We start from the raw sequence: 26899 nt of genomic DNA on the forward strand, positions 1-26899 counted from the left end.
TCCTACGCCTATCCGACATGAGCCGTTTCTCGCCGTTTTCAAGGCCGTCCGCGCCGCGCTACGCCCAGCCGGTGGCCGAAGTGCTGGGCCGCACCGACGCCTTCGCGCCCTTGCGCGCCGGCGTCGAGCAGATGGCGGCGATGCGGCGCGATCTGCAGGCGCTCCTGCCCGACTATCTGGCGGCCAGCGTCGAGCCGGGCTTCATCAAGGACGGCAAGCTCGCGCTCTTCGCCGCGCATAATGCGCTCGCAGCACGGCTGCGGCATCTGGAGCCGCGCCTCGTCGCCGACCTTCAGGCGCGCGGCTGGGCGGTCGATGCGGTGCGCATCCGCGTGCGTCCGCAGGCGGTGAAAGAGGCGAAGCCGCCCAAACAAGCGCGCATGACGCCCGTGGGCGCGGCAGCGCTAATGGCGCTCAGCGAGGACCTGCCGCCGTCGCCGCTCCAGGAGGCACTGGCGCGCATGGCGGCGCGCCATCTCAACAAGCGCTGATCCACCGCGGCCGGAAGCAAAAAAGGGTGGCATCGAGCCACCCTTTTTCTTTTGCCAGTTTTGCCGCCCCTGCCTTACAGGCGAGGCAACATCCGGCGCTCAGGCAAATGCCGTCTGCGCCTCGTAGCCGAACCCGCGCGGCGCCTTCTGCGTATCTTCGAAAGTCACGATTTCGTACGCGTCCTCGTGCGCGAGCAACTCGCGCAGCAGCGCATTGTTCAGGCCGTGGCCCGACTTGTACGCCGTGTACGAGGCGAGCAGCGGATGCCCCACCACGTACAGGTCGCCAATCGCGTCGAGCATCTTGTGCTTCACGAATTCGTCGTCGTAGCGCAGGCCGTCGTTGTTGAGGATGCGGTACTCGTCCAGCACGATGGCGTTGTCGAGACTGCCGCCGCGCGCCAGCCCCAGGTCGCGCATCATTTCGAACTCGTGCGCGAAGCCGAACGTGCGGGCGCGCGCGATTTCGCGCACATACGACGTGTTTGCAAAATCTACTTCGAGCATCTGGCCCGTCTTGTCGACAGCCGGATGGCGGAAGTCGATCGTGAATTTCAGCTTGAACCCGAAATACGGATCGAGGCGCGCGAACTTGTCGCCATCGCGAATCTCGACGGGCTTCCTGACCTTGATGAACTTCTTGGGCGCGTTCTGCTCTTCGATGCCTGCCGACTGGATCAGAAACACGAACGAAGCCGCGCTGCCGTCCATGATGGGAATTTCTTCGGCGGTCACGTCGACGTAGAGGTTGTCGATGCCAAGGCCCGCGCACGCGGACATCAGGTGCTCGACGGTCGAAACGCGTGCGCCGTCTTTCTGCAGCACCGAAGCAAGGCGCGTATCGCCGATCGCCAGCGCCGACGCGGGGATGTCCACCGGGGTCGGCAAATCTACGCGCGAAAACACGATGCCCGTGTCCGGGGCGGCCGGGCGGAGCGTCAGATCGACCTTGCGGCCCGAATGCAGGCCGATGCCGACCGTCTTCACGATCGATTTGATGGTTCGCTGCTTCAACATGGTTCTCTGCTCATTGAAAATCCCAATCGGGACTTTTTAATTCATAGCACGAATTATACTCCAGAAGCGCGGAGTCCGTTGTTTTCCGCAGCGTGACAATCTGTTTCCCGCTGTTACGCTGTCAGGACGAACGACGGGCCGATGACCGAAACGGAGGCGTTTCCGGTCATCAGCCCGCCTGTTGCCACGTAATAACCCGTCACATTTACGTCATCTGCCCGTTGCGTTGCGGCAACGTGACACGGGCAGAAACATCATGCAGGACCCAACGTGGCGAGGATGCTCGCCGCATCGCTGACTTCGAACTTGCCGGGCGCTTCGACGAAGAGCGTCTTGACCACGCCGTCGTCGATCACCATCGCGTAGCGCTGGGAACGGATTCCCATGCCGCGCGCCGACAAGTCCTGCTCCAGACCCAGCGCCCGGGTGAAGACCGCACTTCCGTCGCCCATCATGCGCACCTTGCCCGCGGTACGCAGATCGCGTCCCCACGCGCCCATCACGAACGCGTCGTTGACGGATACGCACCAGACTTCGTCGATGCCGGCGGCGGCAAGCGCCTCGGCCTTCTCGACATAACCCGGCACGTGCTTCGCGGAACAGGTCGGCGTGAATGCGCCCGGCAATCCGAAGATCACCACGCGCCTGCCCGCCGTCTGTTCGCGCACGCTGAAGCTGTTCGGCCCCAGCGTGCAGCCTTCGCGCGCGTCCTCGACAAACTCGTAGAGGGTCACGTCGGGCAGCGCTTCACCCTGTTTGATCATGGCTCGTCCTTCGCATCAATGCGCAAGCATGTTACACGCGCAATCTCACAATTATCTGCCACCAGGCTTACAGAGTTGTCAGGCGGCACGCCGCCCTTGCCGCACGCCGAGGCGTTGCGGGCAACGGTCCCTGCCGCTGATCCTCGCGGATGCGGCCCTGCTGGCCTTCATTGCGACGTCGCACGTGTCGATCAGAGTCGGCGCTGGAGCGCCTTACCCTGGTCCCATGTCCGTCTGCGGGCGGGCGCCACACCGGCACCGCGCCGCAGCCAGACCCGCTCGCGCTTAGTCCGCCTGCTTGCGCAGGAACGCCGGGATGTCGTACGTGTCGACGCCCTTTTCCTGCAGCGCCTGCACGTGCGAAGCCGCGGTGTCGCGCGACGTGCGCCAGACCGCCGGCGTGTCGAGCGCGCCGTAGTCGGCCGTCGTGCCCACCGATGCCTGCGGTGCGTACGTCTGCATCGCCGGGATCGGATGGTTGTCCGTACCGGTGCGCAGAAGCGTCATCGGCGCGGCCGACTGCTGCTTCTTCGCGGCACGGCCAAGGCCCGTTGCCACCACCGTCACGCGCAGGGCGTCGCCCATCGCGTCGTCGTACACGGCACCGAAGATCACCGTGGCGTCTTCCGCCGCGTAGCTCTTGATGGTGTTCATGACTTCGCGCGTTTCGGAGAGACGCAGCGAACGGCTCGACGTGATGTTGACCAGCACGCCGCGCGCGCCCGACAGATCGACGCCTTCCAGCAGCGGGCTCGCCACGGCCTGTTCGGCCGCGAGGCGCGCGCGATCGACGCCGGCCACCGTCGCCGTGCCCATCATCGCCTTGCCCTGCTCGCCCATCACCGTCTTCACGTCTTCGAAGTCGACGTTCACGAGACCGTCGACGTTGATGATTTCGGCGATGCCTGCGACTGCGTTGTTCAGAACGTCGTCCGCGCACTGGAAGCACTTGTCCATCTCGGCGTCATCGCCCATCACGTCGAACAGCTTGTCGTTCAGAACGACAATCAGCGAGTCGACGTGATCCTCCAGTTGCTGCGAGCCGGCTTCTGCCACGCGCATGCGCTTGCCGCCTTCGAACTCGAACGGCTTGCTCACGACGCCAACGGTCAGAATGCCCATTTCCTTGGCGATCTGCGCCACGACCGGGGCTGCGCCCGTGCCCGTGCCGCCGCCCATGCCCGCGGTGATGAAGACCATGTGCGCGCCGAGCAGTGCGTCGGCGATGCGCTCGCGCGCTTCTTCAGCGGCGGCACGGCCCATCTCCGGCTTCGCGCCCGCGCCCAGCCCCGTGTTGCCGAGCTGGATCACGGACGATGCGCGCGAACGCGAAAGCGCCTGCGCATCCGTGTTCATCACGATGAAGTCGACGCCTTGCACGCCGCGGTTGATCATGTGCTGCACGGCATTGCCGCCAGCGCCACCGACGCCCACCACCTTGATGATGGTGCCGTTGGTTTCCGTTTCCAGCATCTGGAATTCCATGTTGCCTCCGTCAAGAAAAAGATACCGCTCCTCGGCCGTTATCCGGTGGAGGATCGGGCAACCCTCCACCGCGCGCCGGCCGCCGTCACCGGCGCTTACTGCTTATTCGTTCCCACTACGTGCTCAGAAGTTGCCGAGGAACCAGTCTTTCATCCGCGTGAAGACCTGGCCCATCGACCCCGACTGCACGGCAACCTTGCGCCCGCGCATGCGCTGCGAGCGGCCTTCCACGAGCAGGCCCATCGCCGTCGAGTAGCGCGGGTTGCGCACCACGTCGGCCAGACCGCCCGCATACTCCGGCACGCCAATGCGCACCGGCTTCAGGAAAATGTCTTCGCCCAGCTCGACCATGCCCGGCATCATCGCCGCGCCGCCCGTCAGCACGACGCCCGAGCTCAGCAGTTCTTCGTAGCCCGACTCGCGCACCACCTGCTGCACGAGCGAGAACAGCTCTTCCACGCGCGGCTCGATCACGGCCGCCAGCGCCTGGCGCGACAGCGTGCGTGGGCCACGTTCGCCGAGACCCGGCACCTCGATCATCTCGTCCGGATCGGCCAGCGCCTGCTTCGCGATGCCGTAGCTCACCTTGATGTCTTCCGCGTCGGGCGTGGGCGTGCGCAGCGCCATCGCGATGTCGCTCGTCACCTGGTCGCCCGCGATCGGAATCACCGCGGTATGGCGGATCGCGCCTTCGCTGAAGATCGCGATGTCGGTCGTGCCGCCGCCCACGTCCACCAGCACCACGCCGAGCTCCTTCTCGTCGTCGGTGAGCACCGCCAGCGACGAAGCCAGCGGCTGCAGGATCAGGTCGTTCACCTCCAGGCCGCAGCGGCGCACGCACTTCACGATGTTCTGCGCCGCGCTCACCGCGCCCGTCACGATGTGCACCTTCACTTCGAGCCGGATGCCGCTCATCCCGATCGGCTCGCGCACATCCTCCTGACCGTCGATGATGAATTCCTGCGTGAGGATATGCAGCACCTGCTGGTCGGTCGGGATGTTGATCGCCTTCGCCGTTTCGATCACGCGCGCAACATCCGTTTGCGTGACTTCCTTCTCCTTGATCGCGACCATGCCGCTCGAATTGAAGCTGCGAATATGGCTGCCCGCGATGCCGGTGAACACGTTAGTGATCTTGCAATCGGCCATGAGTTCCGCTTCTTCGAGCGCGCGCTGGATCGATTGCACGGTGGCCTCGATATTCACCACCACGCCCTTCTTGAGTCCTTTCGATTCGCTCTGGCCGAGACCGATCACCTCGTAGTGGCCTTCGCCCTTCAGCTCGGCGACAACGGCCACTACCTTCGACGTCCCGATGTCGAGGGCGACCAGCAGATCCTTGTAGTCTTTACTCATAGCGTGCTCGTTGCGTGTGATGTCTGGTTACTTCTTGCCTGGGGTCGTGTCGCTGATGAAGCGCATGCCGGCTGCCCGGATCGCAAAACCGTTCGGATAGCGTAAGTCCGCATATTCGATATCTTTCCCCCAACGTTGCGTGACCGCCGCCCATGCCACGACGAGCCGGTGCGTGCGCTCGGAGAGCGTGTCCGCGTTGCGCTCGCGGCCCAGTTCCACCTCCGTCCCGTTCGAGAGCTTCACCGTCCATGCGTAACGCGGCGAAAGCGTCACCTCGTCGGGCGTGAGGCCGAGCGGCGCAAACCATTTCTGGAAGTCGTGATAACGCGCGACCACTTCCTGCGCGCTGCCATCCGGGCCGTCGAACGCGGGCAGATCCTGATCGAGCTCGCCCTGGTTAGCCGTGAAGAGTTCGCCATCCGTGCTCACGAGCTGATCGCTGCCCCACGTGCCGAGCGGCTTGTATTCTTCCAACGACACGGCGAGCGCGTTCGGCCAGACACGTCGCACGCTCGCATGGCGCACCCATGGCATCTGCTCGAACATCTGACGCGCGGCATCGAGATCGACGGTGAAGAAGTTGCCCTTCAGATGGCCGACCACGCTCTGACGCACCGTAGGCGCATTGATGTGGTCGATATCGCCCTCGACGCGGATCTCGCGCAGCGCGAAGTTCGGCCGCTGCACGAGCCAGTAGCAGCCAGCCGCCAGCAGTGCAAGCGCGAGGAGCGCGTGCAACGCGTTGGTGGCAAGGTTGAGCTGGCGTACGTTATTCCACATTTCGAGATTGTTGCGTCAAAGGGTCCGGTGCAATCCGTTGATCAAGTGAGTCAGTTAGCGGGGTTAGTCCTTCAGCGTGAGCGACAGCACCTTCACGACCAGTTCCTGATACGGGATGCCGACCGCGCGCGCAGCCTTGGGCGGCAGCGAGTGATCGGTCATGCCCGGCGCCGTGTTCACTTCGAGGAAATACGGGTTGCCCGCGCCGTCGATCATGAAGTCGGCGCGGCCCCAGTCGGTGCAGCCGAGCACGTCGAACGCGCGGCGCGCGAGCTTCTTGAGGCGCGCCTCTTCCTCCGGCGCCACGCCGCACGGAATCAGGTATTGCGTCGTGTCGAGAATGTACTTCGCGTCGTAGTCGTAGAACTCGCCCGCGGGCACGATCTTGATGAGCGGCAGGTCGAGGTCGCCTGCGACGCATGCCGTGTACTCGCCGCCGCCTTCGATGCTCTTCTCGACCAGCACGATCTTGTCGTACTTCGCGGCTTCCTCGATTGCTGCGACGAGTTGGTCCGCGGCTTTCACCTTGATCACGGCCACGCTCGAGCCCTCGCTCGCGGGCTTCACGAAAAGCGGCAGACCGAGCTTCGCCACGATCTGCGGCGCGCGCGCGGCGTAGTCGTCGCCGCGCAGCACGGCTTCGAACGGCGGCGTAGGAATGCCGAGCTGCTGCCACACGAGCTTGCTGCGGAACTTGTCGAGCCCGAGCGCCGAGCCGAGCACGCCGGTGCCCGTATAGCGAATGCCGTAGAAGTCGAGCGCGCCCTGGATCTGGCCGTTCTCGCCATAACCGCCATGCAGCGCATTGAACGCGCGCACGAAACCTTCGTCCTTGAGCGCCGAAAGCGGCCGCTCGGACGGGTCGAAGAGATGCGCGTCGATGCCGGCGCCCGTAAGCGCCTGATGCACGAGACGGCCCGAGTTGAGCGACACCTCGCGCTCGGCGGACACGCCGCCGAGCAACACTGCCACCTTGCCGAATTGCTTAGGGTCGAGACTGCTCATGTCGCTCACACCTTCTGTTCCTGTGCGGCGATCCGGCCCGGCACGCCGCCGATCGAACCCGCACCCATCGTAATCACCACGTCGCCGTCGCGGACCACGGCGGCGAGCGCCTCCGGCACTTCGTCCACCGTTTCCACGAACACCGGCTCGACCTTGCCCGCCACACGGATCGCGCGTGCGAGCGCGCGGCCGTCGGCGGCAACGATCGGCGCTTCGCCGGCCGCGTAGACGTCGGTCAGCACGAGCGCGTCGACGGTCGACAGCACCTTCACGAAATCTTCAAAGCAGTCGCGCGTGCGCGTAAAGCGGTGCGGCTGGAACGCCAGCACGAGACGCCGCTCGGGGAACGCGCCGCGCGCGGCCGCGATGGTCGCGGCCATCTCCACCGGGTGATGCCCATAATCGTCGATCAACGTGTAGGTGCCGCCGCCGTTGACGGGAATTTCGCCATAACGCTGGAAACGGCGTCCCACGCCGTTGAATTCGGCGAGCGCGCGCTGGATGTCGGCGTCCTTCACTTCGAGTTCGGTCGCGATCGCGATCGCGGCCAGCGCATTCTGCACGTTGTGCGTGCCCGGCAGATTCAGCACGATGTCGAGCGACGGCGCGTCCTCGCGCATCGCCGTGAAGTGCATCTTGCCGTCGTGCGCGACGACATTCACCGCGCGCACCTGCGCATCGGATGCAAGACCGTAGCGGATGATCGGCTTCGAAACGAACGGCAGGATTTCCTTCACGTTCGGATCGTCCACGCACAGCACCGCGATGCCGTAGAACGGCAGCCGGTGCGTGAATTCGATGAACGCCTGCTTCAGGCGCGCGAAGTCGTGCCCGTAGGTGTCCATGTGATCGGCGTCGATATTCGTGATGACTTCGATCACCGGAAAGAGATTGAGGAACGACGCGTCCGACTCGTCGGCCTCGGCGACGATGAAGTCGCCGGTGCCGAGGCGCGCATTCGCGCCCGCGCTGATGAGGCGCCCGCCGATCACGAAGGTCGGGTCGAGCCCGCCCGCCGCCAGCACGCTCGCCACGAGCGAGGTGGTGGTGGTCTTGCCGTGCGTGCCCGCAATCGCGATGCCCTGCTTCAGGCGCATCAGCTCCGCGAGCATCACGGCGCGCGGCACGATGGGGATGCGGCGGTGTCGCGCCGCCAGCACTTCGGGGTTGTCGCTGCGCACGGCCGTGGAGACGACCACGGCGTTCGCGCCTTCGATGTTCTCTTCGGCGTGACCGATCGAGATGCGCGCGCCGAGCGCCGCGAGGCGGTCGGTAACGCCGTTCTTCGCGAGGTCCGAGCCGCTCACCTGATAGCCGAGATTGACGAGCACTTCGGCAATGCCGCTCATGCCTGCGCCGCCGATGCCGACGAAATGGATATGTTTGACGATGTGTTTCATTGCTTTCCTCCCGCACTAGCGCCCGCCACCGCCGCGCAGATGCTCGCGACCTGATCGGCGGCGTCGGGTTTCGCGAGCGCGCGGGCGCGCTCGGCCATTTCCGCCAGCGTTTCTCTTGTTTGTTGCCGCAGCCAGTCGGCGAGTCCTTCCGCCGTCAGGTCGCGTTGCTGCACCACGCGCGCCGCGTCCTTGTCGGCCAGGAACGCGGCGTTGGTGGTCTGATGGTCGTCCACGGCGAACGGGAACGGCACGAAGCACGCCGCCACCCCCACCGCCGCGATTTCCGCAACCGTCATCGCGCCCGAGCGGCAGATGACGAGGTCGGCGTTGGCGTAGGCGCTCGCCATGTCGTCGATGAACGGCACGAGCCGCACGCTCTCGCCTGCGTTTGCGTCCAGCAAGCCCGCGTCGGCGTAGTTCGCCTTCAGCGCGTCGATATGCTTCGCGCCCGCCTGATGCACGACCAACGGACGTTCGCCCGGCGCGAGCAGCGCCAGCGCGCGCGGCACGACTTCGTTAAGCGCCGTCGCGCCAAGGCTACCGCCCACCACGAGCACGTGTAGCGGACCGCTGCGCGCCGCATAGCGGACGCGCGGCGCTTCCACGTGCGCCAGCTCTTCGCGAATCGGATTGCCGGTCCATTCGCCGTGCGGCAGCGCGCCCGGGAAGGCGACAAGCACGCGCTTCGCGAGTTTGGCGAGCACCTTGTTCGCAAGGCCCGCGATCGAGTTCTGCTCGTGCAGCACGAGCGGACGCCCCGTCATCGCGCTCATCACGCCCGCCGGGAACGTGATGTAGCCGCCCATGCCGAGCACGACGTCCGGCTTCACGCGCGCGAGTGCCGCGCGGCTCTGCGTGAACGCGCGCAGCAGGTTCAGCGGCAGCATCAGCTTGGTCTTGATGCCCTTGCCGCGCACGCCGCCAAACCGCACATATTCCATCGGAATGCCGTGCTTCGGCACGAGCGTCGCTTCCATGCCCGCGGGATTGCCGAGCCACACCACGCACCAGCCCCACGCCTGCATGCGGCGCGCGACCGCGAGCCCGGGGAACACGTGCCCCCCCGTGCCGCCGGCCATCACCATGAGCGTGCGCGGTGCAGCAGTCATACCTTGCCTCCGCGCATCAAGACCCGGTTCTCGTAATCCACGCGCAAGAGCAGCGCCACCGCGATGCAGTTGAGCAGAATGCCCGAGCCGCCGTAACTCACGAGCGGCAGCGTAAGACCCTTGGTGGGCAGCAGGCCGAGGTTCACGCCCATGTTGATGAACGCCTGCGCGCCGAACCACACGCCGATGCCCTTCGCGACGAGCCCCGCGAACGTGCGGTCGAGCGCGAGCGCCTGGCGGCCGATCTCGAACGAGCGGCGCACGATCCAGTAGAACAGCAGGATCACGACCAGCACGCCGACGAAGCCGAGTTCCTCGCCGATCACGGCGAGAATGAAGTCGGTGTGCGCTTCGGGCAGGTAGTTGAGCTTTTCGACGCTGCCGCCGAGACCCACGCCGAACCACTCGCCGCGCCCGAACGCGATCAGCGAGTGCGTGAGCTGATACGCCTTGCCCTGCGCGTAGCGGTCGTCCCACGGATCGAGGTACGCGAAGATCCGCTCGCGGCGCCAGGGCGAGAGCCACACGAGCATCGTGAACGTGCCCACCGCCGTCGCCACGAGGCCGCCGAACAGCTTGCCGTTCACGCCGCCGAGGAACAGCACGCCCATCGCGATCGCGGCGATCACCATGAACGCGCCCATGTCGGGTTCGAGCAGCAGCAGCGCGCCCACCACGCCCACGGCGAACGCCATCGGCAGGAAGCCCTTGGCGAAGCTGTGCATGTACTCCTGCTTGCGCACCGTGTAGTTCGCCGCGTAAATCGTCACGGCGAGCTTCATGATTTCGGACGGCTGCATGTTCGTGATGCCGAGCGGAATCCAGCGGCGCGCGCCGTTCACGCCCTTGCCGATGTGCGGAATCAGCACGACGACGAGCATGACGAGCGCGATCAGGAAGAGCTTCGGCGCGTAGCGGTCCCACGTCGAAACGGGGATGCGGAACGCCACGACCGCCGCGATCGAAGCGATCACGAGCGAGGCGATGTGGCGCACGAGGAACGCGTAGTCGTGGTACGAGGCGTACTTCGGCGAATCGGGCATCGCGATCGAGGCCGAATACACCATCACCACGCCGAGGCCAAGCAGCGCAATCACGGCCCACAGCAGCGAGTGGTCGTAGTCGAGCATGCGCGAACGCGCGGGGCGCACACCGTTGACGACGCTCGCAAGCCCCCCCGAGCGCGCCGCACCGCCCCCCGAGGCAGCGCCGCCGCCCTCGCCCGACAGACGTGAACCGAACCGTTCGGACCAGCTCATATCATCGTCCCCCGTTCTGCGGCGATTTCCTCGACCGTGTCGTGGAACACGGCTGCGCGATGAGCGTAACCCCTGAACATGTCGAAGCTCGCACAGGCCGGCGAAAGCAGCACGACGTCGCCAGGCTGAGCGAGCGCCGTCGCAGCGCGTGTGGCGGCTTCGAGCGTCGGATGGTCGTCGATCACGATGCCGGTAGACGCCAGCGCAGCACGGATTTGCGGCGCGTCGCGACCGATCAGCATCACCGCGCGGCACCAGCGCTCGACGGGGGCCGCAAGCGGTTCGAAGTCCTGACCCTTGCCGTCGCCGCCCGCGATCAGCACCGCGCGCTGCGCGAGGCCGTCGAGCGCCGCGACCGTCGCGCCGACGTTCGTGCCCTTGCTGTCGTCCACGTAATCGATGCCGTCGATCGAGGCGATCAGCTCCACGCGATGCGGCTCGCCGCGATACTCGCGCAAACCGTGCAACAGCGGCGCGGCGGGCAGGTCGATCGCGCGCGCGAGCGCGAACGCGGCCAGCGCGTTTGCTGCGTTATGCAGACCGCGAATCCGCAGGGCGTCGGCCGGCATGAGGCGCTTGTTGGCGAGATTCACCGGCGCCGTCTCCTGCTGCTTGCGCCGGCGCGCGGAGACCGGTTCGTCCGTCGCGTCGCGATCGTGCGCCTGCACGAGCCACAGCATGCCGTTGTCGCGCGAGAGGCCGTAGTCGCCGTCCTGCCGCGGCTCGTCGACGCCGAACGTGACCACGCGAGCCGTGTTGTCCGCGGACGACGCGAGCGACATCACGCGCGCGTCGTCGCGGTTGAGCACGCGCGTCGTTTGCGGCCCGAAAATGCGGCCCTTCGCGGCCGCGTAGGCGTCGAGCCCGCCGTGCCAGTCGAGGTGGTCCTGCGTGATGTTCAGGATGGCGGCGGCGGCGGGAGCGAACGTGTGCGACGTCTCCAGCTGGAAGCTCGACAGTTCGAGCACCCAGACGTCGGGCAGCGCGGTGTTGTCGATCGCTTCGGCGAGCTTGTCGAGCATCGCCGGGCTGATGTTGCCGGCCACCGCCACGCGCTTGCCCGCGCGCGCGCAGAGCAGGCCCGCGAGGCTCGTCGTCGTGGTCTTGCCGTTCGTGCCGGTGATCGCGAGCACCTTCGGCGCGTAGCCGCTCTCTCCCAGGTGCTTCAAAGCCTGCGCAAAAAGTTCGAGTTCGCCCCACACGTCGATGCCGCGTTCGCGCGCGGCTGCGAGCAGCGGCACGAGATCGGCTGCGAGCGGCGAGAGGCCGGGGCTGATGGCGACGAGTTCGACGCCGTCGAGCAGCGCCGTCGAGAACGCGCCGCCGACGAAATCGGCGTCGATGCCGTGCACGGCGAGTTCGGGCAGGCCGGGCGGCACTTCGCGCGTATCGGCAATGCGCAGGCGGCAACCGTGCCGCGCACACCAGCGCGCCATGGCAAGCCCGGATTCACCGAGCCCCAGCACGAGCACCATCGGCTTTTGCCGATCCCGAAACTTCTCGCCAAACATCGCTTGCTTTCCTTGATGACTTACTTGATGGCTCAGCGCAGCTTGAGCGTGGACAGACCGAACAGGCACAGCATCAGCGTGATGACCCAGAAACGCACGACGACCTGCGTTTCCTTCCAGCCCGACAGCTCGAAGTGGTGATGCAGCGGCGCCATCTTGAAGATGCGCCGGCCCTCGCCATACCGCTTCTTGGTGTACTTGAACCAGGTGACCTGCAGCATCACGGAGAACGTCTCCGCAACGAAGATGCCGCCCATGATGAAGAGCACGATTTCCTGGCGCACGATCACGGCAATCGTGCCGAGCGCGCCGCCCAGCGCGAGCGCGCCCACGTCGCCCATGAACACCTGGGCCGGATACGTGTTGAACCAGAGGAACGCGAGCCCTGCCCCGCCCATCGCCGAGCAGAAAATCAACAGCTCGCCCGCACCGGGAATGTGCGGGAACAGCAGGTACTTCGAGTAGACCGAACTGCCCATCACGTAGGCGAACACGCCGAGCGACGCGCCCACGAGCACGACCGGCATGATGACGAGGCCGTCGAGGCCGTCGGTGAGGTTCACGGCGTTGCTCGCGCCGACGATCACGAAATACGTGAGCGCAATGAAGCCCCATACGCCGAGCGGATAGCTGATCGACTTGAGGAACGGCAGCAGCAGGTCGGCGCGCGCGGGCAGGCCCATCGAGAGGCCGCTCCTCACCCACGCCATGAAGAGGTCGAACACGCGCACGTTGCTCGCCTCGGACACGCTGAAGGCGAGATACACGGCGGCGAAGAGGCCGATCACCGACTGCCAGAAATACTTCTCGCGCGAGGACATTCCGCGCGGATCCTTGTAGACGACCTTGCGATAGTCGTCCACCCAGCCGATCAGTCCGAACCCGAACGTCACGAGCATCACGATCCAGATGAAGCGGTTCGCGAGATCGGCCCAGAGCAGCGTCGAAACGGCGATGCCCAGCAGGATCAGGACGCCGCCCATGGTCGGCGTGCCCGACTTCACGAGATGCGTCTGCGGGCCGTCCGTGCGCACGGCCTGGCCGACTTTCATCGCGGTCAGCTTGCGAATGACCCACGGGCCCAGCACGAGCCCGATCGCCATCGCGGTGATGGTCGCCATCACCGCGCGGAACGTCAGATAACTGAACACGCGCAAGAAGCTTGCGTCATTCTGCAGCCATTGCGCCAGCGCCAGTAACATGCCTTGTATTCCTTCGTATTTCAGTGCGTACCGGACGCAGCGTCCGGCGCAGGGTTTTGCGGATTCGTCAGGGCCGCCACTACACGCTCCATCTGCATGAAGCGCGAGCCTTTCACGAGTATCGTTGCGCCGCCGCCGTAGCCGGCCGCGGCCAATGCGTTCACCAGTTCGCTAACGCCGACGCTATGCAGCGCGTTCGCACCGAACGCCGCCGATGCGTCGCCCGCCGCCTGACCGAGCGTGTAGAGCGCGTCGATGCCGCGCTCTTTCGCATACGCGCCCACCTCGCGATGGAACGCCGGACCTTCGTCGCCCACTTCGCCCATGTCGCCCAGCACGAGCACGCGCGGCGCGGCCTGCGCCGCGAGCACGTCGATCGCCGCGCGCACGGAATCGGGGTTCGCGTTGTAGGTGTCGTCGATCACCGCCGCACCCGTAAGTTCCCGGAACGCGGCATGTTTTACCTGCAAGCGGCCCTTCACCGGTTCGAACGCTTCCAGACCGCGACGGATCGCATCGAGCGAGACCCCTGCCGCCAGCGCGGCCGCCGTGGCCGCAAGCGCGTTGTGCGCGTTGTGCGCGCCCAGCACCTGCAGCTCGACTTCGAGATGCCCCTCGGGCGTCGCGATGGCGAGGCGGTTGCCGGTGAGCTTGCCCGTCACCGCGGCGTCGACGGCGCTTGCTTCCGTATGCAGGGCGAAATCGAGAATCTGCGAGCCGGTCGCCGCGACGCGCCAGATGCCCGCGTAGGCGTCGTCGGCGGGAAATACCGCGACGCCTTCGGGCTTCAGAGCGTGGATCACGCTGGCGTGCTCGAGCGCGACGGCTTCCACCGTCGCCATGAATTCCTGGTGTTCACGCTGCGCGTTGTTGACCACCGCGACGGTCGGCTCGGCGAACTGCGCCAGCAGCTCCGTCTCGCCCGGATGATTCATCCCGAGTTCGACGACCGCGAGGCGATGTGCACTGGATAAACGCAGCAGCGTGAGCGGCACGCCGATGTCGTTATTGAGGTTTCCGGACGTAGCGAGACGACATTCTTCTCCAACCGCCGCCGCAAAGATCGCGGCAATCATTTCCTTGACCGTCGTCTTGCCGTTGCTGCCCGTCACCGCGACGAGCGGCAGCGTGAAGCGCCGCCGCCAGCCGAGCGCGAGCGCGCCGAGCGCCGCGCGCGTGTCGTCCACGCGCAGGGCAGGCGTGCGCCAGTCGCCGGGGCTGCGCGAAACGAGCACGGCATTCACGTGACGGTCCGCGACTTCCTGCAGGAAATCGTGCGCGTCGAAGCGGTCGCCCTTGAGCGCGACGAACAGGTCGCCCGGGCCGGCCGTGCGGCTGTCGGTCGAAATACGCGCGAACGTGGCGTTCTCGTCGCCGAGCACGCTCGCGCCCGGAATCAACGCCGCCGCATCGCGCAGGGAAAGCATTGTCATTCGCCGCCTCCGCGCCCATGCCGATCGGAAGTCGGACGGGCTGCGAGAGCAAGCCGCGCGTGATCCTGATCCGAGAACGCGCGCTTCTTGCCCATGATTTCCTGGGTCGCCTCGTGCCCCTTGCCGGCCAGCACGACGACGTCTTCGCGCGCTGCGCCGCGCACCGCCTGCAGGATCGCGCTCGCGCGGTCCTCGATGCGGCGCGCCTTTTCGGGCTCGCGCATGCCGCCGACGATCTGGTCGATGATCGCGGCTGGCGATTCGCTGCGCGGGTTGTCGCTCGTCACGACGACCTGGTCTGCGAGCCGCTCGGCAATCGCACCCATCAACGGACGCTTCGTGGCGTCGCGGTCGCCGCCGCAGCCGAACATGCAGACGAGCTCGCCGCCGCGCGCCGCCGCGATCGGGCGCAGCGCTTCGAGGGTCTTTTCGAGCGCATCGGGCGTGTGCGCGTAGTCGATCACGACGAGCGGTTCGTCGTGATCGACGCGGCCGCCAAGACGCTCCATGCGGCCATTCACAGGCTGCAGCTTCGCCAGTTCGTTCAGCGCGGCCACGAGCGGCACGTTCGCGGCCAGCAGTGCGCCGAGCACGCCGAGCAGGTTGCTCACGTTGAAGAGGCCGAGCGTCTGCACCTCGACTTCGGCGTCGCCCCAGTCGGACGTGGTCAGATGGAACGCCGTGCCCGTGGCCGTCGCGCGCACGTTTTCCGCGCGCAGCCACGCATCGGCAACGGGCGCTTCGGCAGCCGACGTTGCGATGCCGTACGCGATGGTGCGCGCATGGCCGCGTGTCGAGGCCAGCAGGCGACGACCCGCTGCGTCGTCGGCGTTGATCACCGCCGCTCGCAGTCCGGGCCACGCGAAAAGACGCGCTTTCGCCGCCTCATAGGCCTCGAACGTGCGGTGATAGTCAAGGTGATCCTGGGTCAGATTCGTGAAGATCGCGACGTCGAACGAGGTGCCGTTCACGCGGCCCTGATGCAGCGCATGCGACGACACTTCCATCGCCACGGCCCGCGCGCCGGCCTTGTGCAGCTGCGCGAGGCTGCGCTGCAGTTGCGGCGCGTCCGGCGTCGTGAAGCCCGTATGCGTGAGCTGGCCCGGAAAGCCGCTGCCGAGCGTGCCGACGATCGCGCACTTCTGGCCGATCGCCGTGAGCGCCGTGGCGACCCACTGGCTGCACGACGTCTTGCCGTTCGTGCCCGTCACGCCGACCACGAGCATCGCGTCGCTCGAATCGCCATACCAGCCGCTCGCGATCTCGCCGGCCAGCACGTCGAGCTGCGGCACCGCGAACGACATCGATGCGTCCACCGGACCTGTGAAGCCTTCCGGCTGATAGAGGATGGCGGCGGCGCCGCGCTCGATCGCGTTGTCGACGTGCGGGCGGTTATCCGCGCCGTCGACGGCGTAGGCCACGAACACATCGCCCGCCTTCAGCGAGCGCGTGTCGGCGTGCAGATCGGCGCCCGACGCGACGCGCGCGCGCAGCCACGCGAGCGCGTCCGCGATCTGCCGGTGCGCGGGATGCTGGGTGCGCGTGGCGCTCATCGGACGACTCCGGGTCGGTTGTTCGCACTGTCGGCGACGGTCATGTGGCGAGCGGCACCGGCGGTGGACTTCGGCGCGGCCGACGCATGCTTCGCCGGCGCGGCGGTGGCCGTGGCGGGCGAGTTCGACGGCGTGGCCTGGGCGCTGTCGTCGGAGACGACAAGCTGCTTGACCGGCATGTCGGGCGGCACGTTGAGCGTGCGCAGCGTGTCGCCGGCGATGCCCGCGAACACCGGACCCGACACGGCGCCGCCGAAGTGGCTGCCGGCGGTCGGCTCGTCGATCGACACGGCCACCACGATGCGCGGGTTAGGCATCGGCGCCATGCCGACGAACGAGGCGCGATACTTCGACTTGTCGTAGCCGCGCCCCTCGTGCTTGTACGCCGTGCCCGACTTGCCGCCCACGCGGTAGCCCGGAACGGCCGCGTCGGGCGAGGTGCCGTCCTTCGACACGACGCTTTCGAGCATGGTACGGACTTCGCGTGCCGTGGTCGGCGAGAACACCTGGGTGCCGGTCACGGGCTGATCGTCGCCCGGATGGCGGAACAACGTCACGGGCAGGATCTGGCCGTCGTGCGCGATGGCCGTGTACGCGCGCGCGAGCTGGAACAGCGACACCGAAAGGCCGTAGCCGTAGGACATCGTCGCCTGCTCGATGCGGCGCCAGCTCTTCCACGGACGCAAGCGGCCCGCCGCCGCGCCGGGGAACCCGACCTTCGGCGCCTGACCGAGTCCGATGCTGGTGTACATGTCCCACATTTCTTCGGGCTTGAGCGTCATCGCGATCTTCGTCGCGCCGATATTGCTCGACTTCTGGATCACGCCGCCCACCGTCAGCACGCCGAATGCGGCGTCGTCGGTGATGGTCGCGCCGTCCAGCGTGAAGTGGCCCGGGCCCGTATCCACCAGTGTAGTCGGCGAGACCCGGTGCAGATCCAGCGCCAGCGACACCGTGAACGGCTTCATGATCGAGCCCGGCTCGAACACGTCGGTGAGAACACGATTGCGCAGCTGCTCGCCCGTGAGGTGCGAGCGGTCGTTCGGGTTGTAGGTCGGATAGTTGACGAGCGAAAGCACTTCACCCGTGCGCACGTCCACCACCATCGCGGCGCCGGCCTTCGCCTTGAACTTCTCGACGGCCGCCTTCAGGTCTTCATACGTGATGTACTGGATCTGGCTGTCGATCGACAGCCGCACGTCCTGGCCATCGTGCGGCACCACCTGCTCGTCCACGTCCTCGACGATGTGGCCCATACGGTCCTTGATGACGTGGCGAATGCCCGGAACACCCGCGAGAACCTTCTGGTCTGCGAGCTCCACGCCTTCCTGGCCATAGTCTTCCACGTTCGTGAAGCCGATCAGGTGCGCGGTGATCTCGCCTTCGGGGTAGTAACGCTTGTATTCGTTGCGCTGATAAATGCCCGGAATGCCGAGCAACGCCACTTTGGCGGCGACGTCGATCGGCACCTGGCGCTTCACGTAGACGAAAGTCTTGTCCTCGGAAAGCTTCTTGCGCAAGTCGGTCGTCGACATGCCGAGCAACTGGCCGAGCTGCGCGAGCTTGTCGGCGCCCAGGTCGTCGGGCACGTCTTCGGGAATCGCCCAGATGGCGCGCACCGGCAGGCTCGTGGCGAGCACGAGCCCGTTGCGGTCGAGAATCTTGCCGCGCGTGGCGGCCAGTTCGATCGTGCGCTGATAGCGGCTCTCGCCCTGCTTCTGGTAGAACGCGTTGCCCGGGCCCTGGATCCAGAACGCGCGCGCGGCAAGCGCGACGAACGCCATGAACAGCATGAACACGACGAGCTTCGAGCGCCACATCGGCAGGCGCACGGAAAGAATCGGATTCGACGAAAACGCGACGCTCTTGCGGCTGTTGCCCTTTTTCATCGCGTGCCTCCGCGACGGCCGGAAGCCGCGGCAGGCGAAGCAGCCGGCGCCGACGTGGGCACCGGCGCCTCGGTCGCGGCGGCGGCGCCGGACGCGAGCGTCAGGTATTGCGTGCGTCCGGTCGTGACGGCCTGCATCTTGAGCGAATCGGTGGCGATCTGTTCTACGCGCGATGTCTTCGACAGCGCGCTCTGCTGATATTGAAGCTGGTCGTAGTCCTGCTGAAGCTGGTGCTCTTCCGCTTGCGCGCGCTGCAGCTGGATGAAGATCTGCCGCTGCTGGTTGGTGGCGTTGACGACCGACAACGCACAGCCCATCACGACGATCAGCAGGAAGATGTTCAGGCGGTTCATGGCGTGACGCGCTCCGCGGTGCGCATCACGGCCGAGCGGGCGCGCGGGTTCGCGGCGACTTCTTCGTCGCTCGCGAACACGCGGCCAAGCAGCTTGAGCGGCGGGCTGGGCAGGTCGACGGCGCGGATCGGCAGGCGGCGGTCGATCGCGGGCGCGCTGGCGTGCGCCTGCATGAACCGCTTGACGATCCGGTCTTCGAGCGAATGAAAGCTGATGACCACCAGCCGCCCCCCCTGCTCAAGCGTCGCCAAGGCCGCCTCTAGAACGGCCTGCAGGTCCGCAAGCTCTTGATTGACGTGAATCCGTATAGCCTGAAAGGTGCGGGTTGCCGGGTCCTTACCCTTCTCACGGGTCTTGACGACGTTAGCCACGATTTGGGCAAGCTCGCCCGTGCTGTCGAGAGGCCCGAGACGTTCGGACTCTGCCCGGCGAGCAACAAGCGCCTTTGCAATCTGAAAAGCAAACCGTTCTTCCCCATAATCTCGTATCACCTCCGTCAGTTCCTGCAGCGTGGCCCGAGCGAGCCAGTCGGCAGCGGACTCGCCGCGCGTCGGGTCCATCCGCATGTCGAGCGGACCGTTTGCGCGGAAACTGAATCCGCGCTGCGGATCGTCAACCTGCGGCGACGACACGCCAAGGTCCAGCAGCACACCCGACACACGCCCTACCCCGCGCGACGCCAGGGCATCGCGCAGCGAAGCAAAACTCTCATGCACAATCGAAAAACGCGGATCCTCGACGGTGGCGGCCGTGGCGATCGCCTGCGGATCCTTGTCGAACGCGATCAGACGCCCGGCTTCGGAAAGCCGGCCGAGAATCGCGCGACTATGCCCGCCGCGCCCGAACGTGCCGTCCACATAGACGCCGTCCGCGCGCGTGACCAGCACGTCGACCGCTTCATCGAGCAGCACCGTGCGATGCTGCAGTCCTTGTCCCATCGCAGATGCCATAGCTCTTTATCCGCGATCAGAACGTGAAATTCTTCAAGGCGTCGGGCATGCCCTGCGCCATCGCCGCCTGCTCCTTGGCGATGTACGTCTGTGCATCCCACAACTCAAAATGACTACCCATGCCGAGCAGCATGACTTCCTTTTCCATTCCTGCTGCCAGACGTAATTCAGGCGAGACGAGCACGCGGCCCGCGCTGTCGAGATCGACGTCGGACGCGTTGCCGAGAAAGATGCGGCGCCACCAGTGCGCGTCCATCGGCAGCGCGGCGACCTTCGCGCGGAAAACCTCCCATTCGGGGCGCGGAAATAGCAACAGGCAGCCGTCCGGGTGCTTGGTGATCGTCACCCGTCCTTCTGCCTGTTGTTGCAGCGCGTCCCGATAGCGAGACGGAATCGACATCCGTCCTTTCGCATCGAGTGCCAGCGCCGACGCCCCCTGGAACAATTTGCTCCCCCTCGCGCGGCGCCACTCGCCGCCCGTCCCAATTCAAATGAATTTACCCGAATACGCGCCTGAAATCACACAAAAAAACACTTTCTCACACTGTCTCCCACTTTAGAGGAACACCCCACGAGGGTCAAGGGACGCGGGCCATTTCTTGACGAAATTTATCCGTTAGAACAAGGACTTAGCGGCGCTTCTTCAGGTCGACCCGAAAACCAAAAATCGTTATGAATGAATGAACTAACGCAGGTTCTGAAGGTGATACGTGAAAAACCTGGCGAAAACGGCGGGGGCGATGGGATTCGGAGGGGATTAAAACGGTGGGGCAGACAGGAGGAATGGCGGTGGATAGCCGGGACGGCGAATGCCGCCGTCCCACTTCAAAGCGTCAAATATAGTAGGCCGTGCGCGTCATGACTTTCGACACGGCACGCATGAGCGTTCGCACCGGAAGCGGCAACTCGATACCCCCTGCGTCAGTGGCGGCCTTCGCGTGCGAGATCTCGTCGGCACGCATCTGTTCGACCACGGCGCGCGATTCCAGGTCGGCCTGCGGCAGGCTATCCAGATGGCTGTCGAGATGGTGCTCGACCTGCCGCTCCGTCTCGGCCATGAAGCCGAGGCTCACCTTGTCGCCGAAGCGGCCCGCGGCGAAGCCGATCGCCAGCGCACCGGCATACCACAGCGGATTGAGCAGGCTCGGGCGCGAGTCGAGCGCCTGCAGACGGCGCGCGGTCCACGCGAGGTGATCTTCTTCCTCGAGCGCAGCCTGGGTGAACGCGGCCTTGAGCGCAGGCGAGCGCGTGGCGAGTTTTTGTGCCTGATAGAGCGCCTGGGCGCACACCTCGCCAACGTGGTTCACGCGCATCAGACCGGCTGCATGCGCGCGCTCAGCCTGGGTGAGGTCGTTCGCGGCCGGGAGCGCGGCTTCCGCGGTTGCGGATACTTCGGACTCTTCGGCGGCGGCCTCCGTGCCCGCCGACACAGCCGGCACGGGCATCGGCCGCGACATGCGCGACACGCCAGTCATCGAACGCAGGCCTCGATCGAATTCGGTAATCAATTCGTCAAGCGTCATCCAACCTCCCTTTCGATACGCGAGCGGAAGGCGAGCGCCGGTCGTCTTTCGCCATTACTTGATATTACGAATTACTGTCAATCAGCAGCACCGCTGATAGCTAACTTCATATTCTATTCCATGTTGTATAAACGAAACAGATACTTAGCGATGCCTTTGCTCCCGCTTTTTTGACATAGACTTGCGTCTGACGTTACAGAGGACTTCTCGCGATGCTGCACGGCGGGGCCAGGTCATCTGCCGCAAGTTCGAAGAAGAACAGCCGTGTCATCCTCGAAGGCGCCTACGGGCGCCTTTTTCTTTGGCCCGTTTTGTGCGTCCCGCGGACCAAACAAAAATGGCCCGCCTTCACGGGCAGGCCATGTCGCACGGCAAGTTCGCCGCGGCGCGCGCCGCTCAGGCGCGGCCGTCGCGCAATTCGCGCCGCAGAATCTTGCCGACGTTGCTCTTCGGCAGTTCGGTGCGGAACTCGACGATCTTCGGGCGCTTGTAGCCCGTGAGCTGCGACTTGCAGTATTCGAAGACATCCTTGTCGGTGAGCGCCGGATCCTTTTTCACGATGAAGAGCTTCACCGCCTCGCCGGAATGCTGGTCGGGCACGCCCACCGCCGCCACCTCGAATACGCCCGGCAGCTTCGCCACCACGTCTTCGACCTCGTTCGGGTAGACGTTGAATCCCGACACGAGAATCATGTCCTTCTTGCGGTCGACGAGCTTCACGTAACCGCGCGTGTTCATCACGCCCACGTCGCCCGACTTGAAGAAACCGTCCGCCGTCATGACCTTCGCCGTCTCCTCCGGCCGGTTCCAGTAGCCCGCCATCACCTGCGGGCCGCGGATGCAGATCTCGCCCGGCTCGCCGATCGCCAGTTCCTTACCCTCGTCGTCGCGAATCGAAATTTCGGTCGAGGGCAGCGGGAGGCCGATGGTCCCCGTGTACTCGGTCGCCGTGGTCGGATTGCAGGTCACGCTAGGCGACGTTTCCGAGAGCCCGTAGCCCTCGATGATGGGCGTATGCGTCTGCTCATACCAGCGCTTCGCCACCGCCTCCTGGACCGCCATGCCGCCGCCGTTGGCCACGAGCAGCTTCGAGAAGTCGAGCTTGCCGAAATCGGGGTGATTGAGCATCGCGTTGTAGAGCGTGTTCACGGCCGGAAACGTCGTGATCGAGTAGCCTTGCAGCTCCTTGATCATGCCCGCGATGTCGCGCGGATTCGGAATCAGAACCGCGAGACCGCCCGTGCGGATCGCGAGGAGTCCGCACACGGTCAGCGCGAACACGTGGTAGAGCGGCAGCGCCGCAACCGTCACCGCCTGCTGGCCGGCCGGCAGCTTCGAAAGCACCGGCTCGGTCCAGGCGGCGGACTGCAGCACGTTCGCGATCAGATTGCGATGCAGCAGCGTTGCGCCCTTCGAAACGCCCGTCGTGCCGCCCGTGTACTGGAGGAAGGCGATGTCGTCGGGCGTCTGCTCGACGCGCTTGAAGCTCGCGCGCGCACCGGCGGAAAGGGCGTCGTTGAAACGGACGTGACCCGGCAGCGTCCACGCCGGCACCATCTTCTTCACGCGCCGGACGACGAAATTGACGAGGCAGCCCTTCACGCCGAGCAGATCGCCCATCGACGCAGCCACGACATGCTTGACCGCCGTGTTCGCGATGACGGCGTCTAGCGTGGCGGCGAAATTCTCGAGGATGACGATCGCCTCGGCGCCGCTGTCCTTGAGCTGATGTTCGAGTTCGCGCGGCGTGTAAAGCGGATTCACGTTCACGACCACATAGCCCGCGCGCAGGATCGCCGCGAGCGCGACGGGATATTGCAGCACATTCGGCATCATGATCGCGATGCGCGACCCGGGCGCGATGCCGCGCGACTGGAACCAGGCCGCGAGCCGACGCGAAAGATCGTCGAGCTCGCCGTAGGTGATCGACTTGCCCATGCACGCAAAGGCCGGCTTCGTCCGGTACGTGCTGAAGCTCTCTTCGAGCAGCGCCGTGATGGACGCGTAGCGCCCCGCGTCGATCTCTGCTGGAACGCCGGGGGGATACGATTTCAGCCAGATTTTTTCCATGCGGCGTCTCCTCCGTTAATTTTCGAATGATCGTGCTAAAACGTGGATCGTAGCATGGCGCTCCGGGCTTTAAGCCGCTGAATCAGCGAGTTAGAGAAGCCCTTCGAACGCCGGCGGCGCGCAAGCCGGCGCGGCATGCGCCGCTCGTCCACGGAAGAAGGTCAGGCCCGCTCGATTTCCACGAGGCAGTCGTAAAACGTGGCGGATCCGCCGAGGTCGGTCAGCGCCTGGCTCGTCACCTCGTTGGCGTTGCGGCCATCGGGCGCGAGCTTCTTCCACCAGATCGACAGACCGACCACGAGGCCCTCTCGCGCACGCTCGCTCACGCGTGCCCGCGCGCGCAGCGCGCCGCGATCGTTGAAGACGCGCACTTCGTCGCCGTTCCCGATGCCGCGGCGGGCAGCATCGACAGCATTCAGGTCGACGTGCGGCTCGCCTTCCGTCGCGCGCAGACTCTCGACATTGACGAAGGTACTGTTCAGGAAGTTGCGCGCCGGCGGCGAGATCATCGCGAGCGGATAGCGGGCGGCCAGTTCGGGCGCGCCATCCGCCGATTCGTAGGGCGGCAGGTAGTCCGGCAGCGGGTCGAGCCCCGCTTTCGCGAGCGCGTCGCTGTAGAACTCGCACTTGCCCGAAGGCGTGCGAAAGCCGCCGTGCGCGAACGGCGCATCGGCGATCTGAAGCTTTGCCCAGCCGTTCGACTTCAACGTGGCCCAATCGATACCCCCGAATGCCGGGTCTTCCCAGTGAAACGCCCTGGCCGCCACTTCCTCGTCGCTCTCGAAAAGCGCCGGTTCGGTCAGGCCCATCCTGCGGGCGATCATGCGGAAGATTTCCGTATTCGGACGCGCCTCGCCCACCGGCGCGATGGCGGGCAGATTCGCCATCACGTGCGTGTGGCCGTAGGATTTATGGATGTCGAGGTGTTCGAGTTGCGTGGTCGCGGGCAGCAGCAGATCGGCGTAATCGGCGGTGTCGGTCTGGAACTGTTCCAGCACGATCGTGAAGAGGTCTTCGCGCGCGAAACCCGCCGCGACCTTGCCCGAATCGGGAGCAACCGCCACCGGGTTCGAGTTGTAGACGACGAGCGCCTCCACCTTCGGACCAAACGCGGCATCGCCGGCATGCGTGAGCGCGTCGCCGATCTGGTTCATGTTGATCACGCGCGGCAGCGCTTTCGGCCAGCCCGGAATCAGGTCCGGGCGCTGCAGCGCGTTGGCATCGACATTGGCCCACCCCGACGACGACAGCAGCGCGCCTCCTGCCCGCTCGCGCCAGGCGCCCGTCAGCGCCGGCAGGCACGCGATCGCGCGCACCGCGTTGCCGCCGCCGCGCACGCGCTGCAGACCGTAGTTCATGCGGATCGCCGCCTTGCGCGTCGAGCCGTAAAGACGCGCAAGGTCGACGATCGTCTGCTCGTCGATGCCGCAGATCTGCGCGACGCGCGCCGGCGTGTAGGTCAGTGCTCGAACCTTGAGCGCCTCGTACCCGTGCGTGTGCGCGGCAATGTAGTCGTGATCGAGCCGATCCTCGACAATCAGAACGTGCATCATGCCGAGCGCGAGCGCCCCATCCGTGCCGGGCTTCAATGCGACGTGCTGGTGGCACTTTTCTGCAGTCAGCGATCGGTACGGGTCGATGGCGATCAGCCTGGCGCCGTTGCGCTTCGCCTCCTGGGCGCGCGTCCAGAAGTGCAGATTCGACGCGACCGGGTTGGCGCCCCAGATCAGGATCAGCTCGCTTTCGGCGAAGAACTCCGTATGCATGCCGATACCGGCGCCGTACGTGTAGCGCAGGCCGGCCGCACCGGCTGCTGCGCAAATCGTGCGGTCCAGCCGCGACGCACCCAGTTTGTGAAAGAAGCGTTGCGAAATGCTGTCGCCCTGCACGAGGCCCATCGTGCCGGCATAGCTGTAGGGAACGATCGCTTCGGGCGAACGCCGCGCGATTTCACCCAGGCGATCGGCGGCGATCGCGCATGCCTCGTCCCAGCTGATGGGCTCGAACCGCCCTTCACCCTTGCGGCCGACGCGTTTCATCGGCTGCGTCAAGCGCTTCGGATGGTGAACGCGTTCCGCGTAACGGCTCACTTTTGTACAAAGCACGCCCTGCGTCGGCGGATGGTCGGGATCGCCCGTCACCTTGACCGCCCGGCCGTTGTCTACGGTCACGCGCATCGCGCAGGTATCGGGGCAATCGTGGGGACAGACCGCACGGGCAAATTCGGCTGGGGCGTTCATTGGTAGTCCATCGGGCGAGGCGTCATTTCTATCCGAACCGAAGCTGGTATTTCAGCACTTGTCGAGTGTAGCCAGGGGTTAGCCCTGACTACGCCGATCCGTTCACGCGCAGAGCGTTCTTGCGATTTTAGTCTGTCCGGCCCCACGTCCTGGGAGAGACCCCGGCCGGTTGGCGCGAAAAAAAAGGTTGGGCGTAGAATGGTTTGTCCAGGCCCGCTCGATTCCGGGTGCTCACCTGCTACAACCAGTCCGCCATGAAACTGATTCCCGAAATCCAGTCCGCCCAAGGCGAAATCCAGACCCTCCGACGAACGATCCACGCCCATCCAGAACTGCGCTACGAAGAAACCCACACCTCGGAGCTCGTTGCGTCGAAGCTCGCCGAGTGGGGTATCGAAGTGCATCGGGGATTGGGCAAGACGGGCGTGGTCGGTGTCCTCAAACGCGGCAACGGCGCCCGGTCGGTGGGTCTGCGCGCCGACATGGACGCGCTGCCGGTCCAGGAGCTCAATACCTTCGAACACCGCTCGCGCAACGAAGGAAAAATGCATGCATGCGGCCATGACGGCCATACCGCGATGCTGCTTGGCGCGGCGCAATACCTGGCAAGGCACGGCCAGTTCGACGGAACGATCGTGTTCATTTTCCAGCCGGCGGAAGAAGGCGGCGCCGGTGCGAAGGCCATGATCAAAGATGGCCTGTTCGACCGCTTTCCCGTCGACGCGGTGTTTGGCATTCACAACTGGCCAGGCATGCCGGCGGGCTACTTCGGCGTGACGGAAGGGCCGATCATGGCGTCGAGCAACGAGTTCCGGATCGTGATCACGGGCGTGGGTTCACATGCTGCACTGCCGCACAACGGACGCGACCCGGTCTTTACGGCCGTGCAGATTGCGAACGGGCTGCAAAGCATCATCACGCGCAACAAGAAGCCCTTGGACACGGCAGTGCTGTCGATTACGCAGATTCATGCCGGCGATGCGGTGAATGTGGTGCCAAATGAAGCGTGGATTGCTGGGACGGTCCGCACGTTCACTACCGAGACGCTGGATCTCATCGAATCGCGGTTGCGCAAGATCGCGGAAAGCACTGCGGATGCGTATGATTGTTCGGTCGAGATTTCGTTCCTGCGCAACTATCCGCCGACGGTGAACAGCAGTGCCGAAACTCAATTCGCGGTGGAGGTCATGCGCGAACTGGCAGGTGATGACTGCGTGAACGCGAACGTCGAGCCGACAATGGGCGCCGAGGACTTTTCGTTCATGCTGCTCGAGAAGCCGGGCTGCTACGCGTTTCTGGGGAATGGCGACGGTGGTCATCGCGAGGCCGGCCACGGTGCGGGACCCTGCATGCTGCACAACGCGAGCTACGACTTCAACGATCAGTTGTTGCCGGTTGGCTCGTCGTACTGGGTGCAACTGGCGACGAAGTTTCTTGCGAGGCAGTAGGCCGGAAGGCGGTCAGGCTAAAAGGACAGCGCGCCCTGAGTCGCTGCGCATCAGCCAAAAA

22 protein-coding genes are annotated in these 26899 nt (G+C 65.5%); 2 read left to right on the forward strand and 20 right to left on the reverse strand.

Annotated elements, in window-relative coordinates; genetic code table 11:
* Positions 1-17 precede the first annotated feature (17 nt).
* Positions 18-491, forward strand: a complete 474-nt coding sequence (locus BAC01S_RS08640) for a DciA family protein (protein ID WP_027794406.1) — start codon at positions 18-20, stop codon at positions 489-491.
* A 99-nt stretch (positions 492-590) separates the two neighbouring features.
* On the opposite strand, the gene lpxC is transcribed toward BAC01S_RS08640, so the two are convergent.
* The 20 genes from lpxC to BAC01S_RS08740 all read right to left on the reverse strand — a co-directional run bounded on the left by lpxC (position 591) and on the right by BAC01S_RS08740 (position 25390).
* The gene (gene lpxC / locus BAC01S_RS08645; protein ID WP_027794407.1) at positions 591-1508 is read right to left on the reverse strand and encodes a UDP-3-O-acyl-N-acetylglucosamine deacetylase; all 918 of its coding nucleotides are present in this window, start codon (positions 1506-1508) and stop codon (positions 591-593) included.
* Positions 1509-1762: 254 nt separating this feature from the next.
* Complete coding sequence (locus tag BAC01S_RS08650; RefSeq protein WP_027794408.1) at positions 1763-2272, reverse strand: peroxiredoxin; 510 nt, start codon at positions 2270-2272, stop codon at positions 1763-1765.
* A 285-nt stretch (positions 2273-2557) separates the two neighbouring features.
* Positions 2558-3757, reverse strand: coding sequence for a cell division protein FtsZ (gene ftsZ / locus BAC01S_RS08655; RefSeq protein ID WP_027794409.1), 1200 nt, complete (start codon positions 3755-3757; stop codon positions 2558-2560).
* 123 nt (positions 3758-3880) lie between these two features.
* The gene (gene ftsA / locus BAC01S_RS08660; protein WP_027794410.1) at positions 3881-5113 is read right to left on the reverse strand and encodes a cell division protein FtsA; all 1233 of its coding nucleotides are present in this window, start codon (positions 5111-5113) and stop codon (positions 3881-3883) included.
* A 27-nt stretch (positions 5114-5140) separates the two neighbouring features.
* Complete coding sequence (locus tag BAC01S_RS08665; protein ID WP_027794411.1) at positions 5141-5893, reverse strand: cell division protein FtsQ/DivIB; 753 nt, start codon at positions 5891-5893, stop codon at positions 5141-5143.
* A 63-nt stretch (positions 5894-5956) separates the two neighbouring features.
* The gene (locus BAC01S_RS08670) at positions 5957-6898 is read right to left on the reverse strand and encodes a D-alanine--D-alanine ligase (protein ID WP_027794412.1); all 942 of its coding nucleotides are present in this window, start codon (positions 6896-6898) and stop codon (positions 5957-5959) included.
* 5 nt (positions 6899-6903) lie between these two features.
* On the reverse strand, positions 6904-8298 hold the full coding sequence (gene murC / locus BAC01S_RS08675) for a UDP-N-acetylmuramate--L-alanine ligase (RefSeq protein WP_027794413.1): 1395 nt from the start codon (positions 8296-8298) through the stop codon (positions 6904-6906).
* A complete protein-coding gene (murG, locus tag BAC01S_RS08680; protein WP_027794414.1) occupies positions 8295-9407 on the reverse strand; it encodes an undecaprenyldiphospho-muramoylpentapeptide beta-N-acetylglucosaminyltransferase in 1113 nt (370 codons plus the stop codon). Before murG ends, murC begins: the two co-directional genes overlap by 4 nt.
* Positions 9404-10666, reverse strand: coding sequence for a putative lipid II flippase FtsW (gene ftsW, locus BAC01S_RS08685; protein WP_027794415.1), 1263 nt, complete (start codon positions 10664-10666; stop codon positions 9404-9406). The genes murG and ftsW overlap by 4 nt, the downstream gene beginning before the upstream one ends.
* A complete protein-coding gene (gene murD / locus BAC01S_RS08690) occupies positions 10663-12177 on the reverse strand; it encodes a UDP-N-acetylmuramoyl-L-alanine--D-glutamate ligase (RefSeq protein ID WP_027794416.1) in 1515 nt (504 codons plus the stop codon). Before murD ends, ftsW begins: the two co-directional genes overlap by 4 nt.
* Before the next feature lie 32 nt (positions 12178-12209).
* The gene (mraY, locus tag BAC01S_RS08695) at positions 12210-13379 is read right to left on the reverse strand and encodes a phospho-N-acetylmuramoyl-pentapeptide-transferase (RefSeq protein ID WP_027794417.1); all 1170 of its coding nucleotides are present in this window, start codon (positions 13377-13379) and stop codon (positions 12210-12212) included.
* Between the two features lie 20 nt (positions 13380-13399).
* On the reverse strand, positions 13400-14812 hold the full coding sequence (locus BAC01S_RS08700; RefSeq protein WP_027794418.1) for a UDP-N-acetylmuramoyl-tripeptide--D-alanyl-D-alanine ligase: 1413 nt from the start codon (positions 14810-14812) through the stop codon (positions 13400-13402).
* A complete protein-coding gene (locus BAC01S_RS08705) occupies positions 14809-16365 on the reverse strand; it encodes a UDP-N-acetylmuramoyl-L-alanyl-D-glutamate--2,6-diaminopimelate ligase (RefSeq protein WP_027794419.1) in 1557 nt (518 codons plus the stop codon). Before BAC01S_RS08705 ends, BAC01S_RS08700 begins: the two co-directional genes overlap by 4 nt.
* Positions 16362-18254, reverse strand: coding sequence for a peptidoglycan D,D-transpeptidase FtsI family protein (locus BAC01S_RS08710; RefSeq protein WP_027794420.1), 1893 nt, complete (start codon positions 18252-18254; stop codon positions 16362-16364). Before BAC01S_RS08710 ends, BAC01S_RS08705 begins: the two co-directional genes overlap by 4 nt.
* On the reverse strand, positions 18251-18607 hold the full coding sequence (ftsL, locus tag BAC01S_RS08715) for a cell division protein FtsL (RefSeq protein WP_027794421.1): 357 nt from the start codon (positions 18605-18607) through the stop codon (positions 18251-18253). The genes BAC01S_RS08710 and ftsL overlap by 4 nt, the downstream gene beginning before the upstream one ends.
* Complete coding sequence (rsmH, locus tag BAC01S_RS08720; protein ID WP_027794422.1) at positions 18604-19545, reverse strand: 16S rRNA (cytosine(1402)-N(4))-methyltransferase RsmH; 942 nt, start codon at positions 19543-19545, stop codon at positions 18604-18606. Before rsmH ends, ftsL begins: the two co-directional genes overlap by 4 nt.
* A 28-nt stretch (positions 19546-19573) precedes the next feature.
* The gene (gene mraZ, locus BAC01S_RS08725; RefSeq protein WP_027794423.1) at positions 19574-20002 is read right to left on the reverse strand and encodes a division/cell wall cluster transcriptional repressor MraZ; all 429 of its coding nucleotides are present in this window, start codon (positions 20000-20002) and stop codon (positions 19574-19576) included.
* A 388-nt stretch (positions 20003-20390) separates the two neighbouring features.
* Positions 20391-21080 carry a 2-polyprenyl-3-methyl-6-methoxy-1,4-benzoquinone monooxygenase gene (gene coq7 / locus BAC01S_RS08730; RefSeq protein WP_027794424.1) on the reverse strand — a complete coding sequence of 230 codons (690 nt, stop codon included), beginning with the start codon at positions 21078-21080 and terminating at the stop codon, positions 20391-20393.
* A 396-nt stretch (positions 21081-21476) separates the two neighbouring features.
* Positions 21477-23150 (reverse strand): long-chain fatty acid--CoA ligase, encoded by a 1674-nt coding sequence (locus BAC01S_RS08735; protein WP_027794425.1) that lies wholly within the window; start codon positions 23148-23150, stop codon positions 21477-21479.
* 161 nt (positions 23151-23311) lie between these two features.
* Positions 23312-25390 carry a molybdopterin-containing oxidoreductase family protein gene (locus tag BAC01S_RS08740; protein WP_027794426.1) on the reverse strand — a complete coding sequence of 693 codons (2079 nt, stop codon included), beginning with the start codon at positions 25388-25390 and terminating at the stop codon, positions 23312-23314.
* A 254-nt stretch (positions 25391-25644) separates the two neighbouring features.
* Here BAC01S_RS08740 and BAC01S_RS08745 point away from each other — a divergent pair, with 254 nt between their 5' ends.
* Entirely contained in the window at positions 25645-26838 is a 1194-nt protein-coding gene (locus tag BAC01S_RS08745) for a M20 aminoacylase family protein (RefSeq protein ID WP_027794427.1), read from the forward strand.
* The last annotated feature ends 61 nt before the right edge of the window (positions 26839-26899 follow it).

This window comes from Paraburkholderia acidipaludis NBRC 101816, from assembly GCF_000684975.1.
Classification (GTDB): Bacteria; Pseudomonadota; Gammaproteobacteria; order Burkholderiales; family Burkholderiaceae; genus Paraburkholderia; species Paraburkholderia acidipaludis.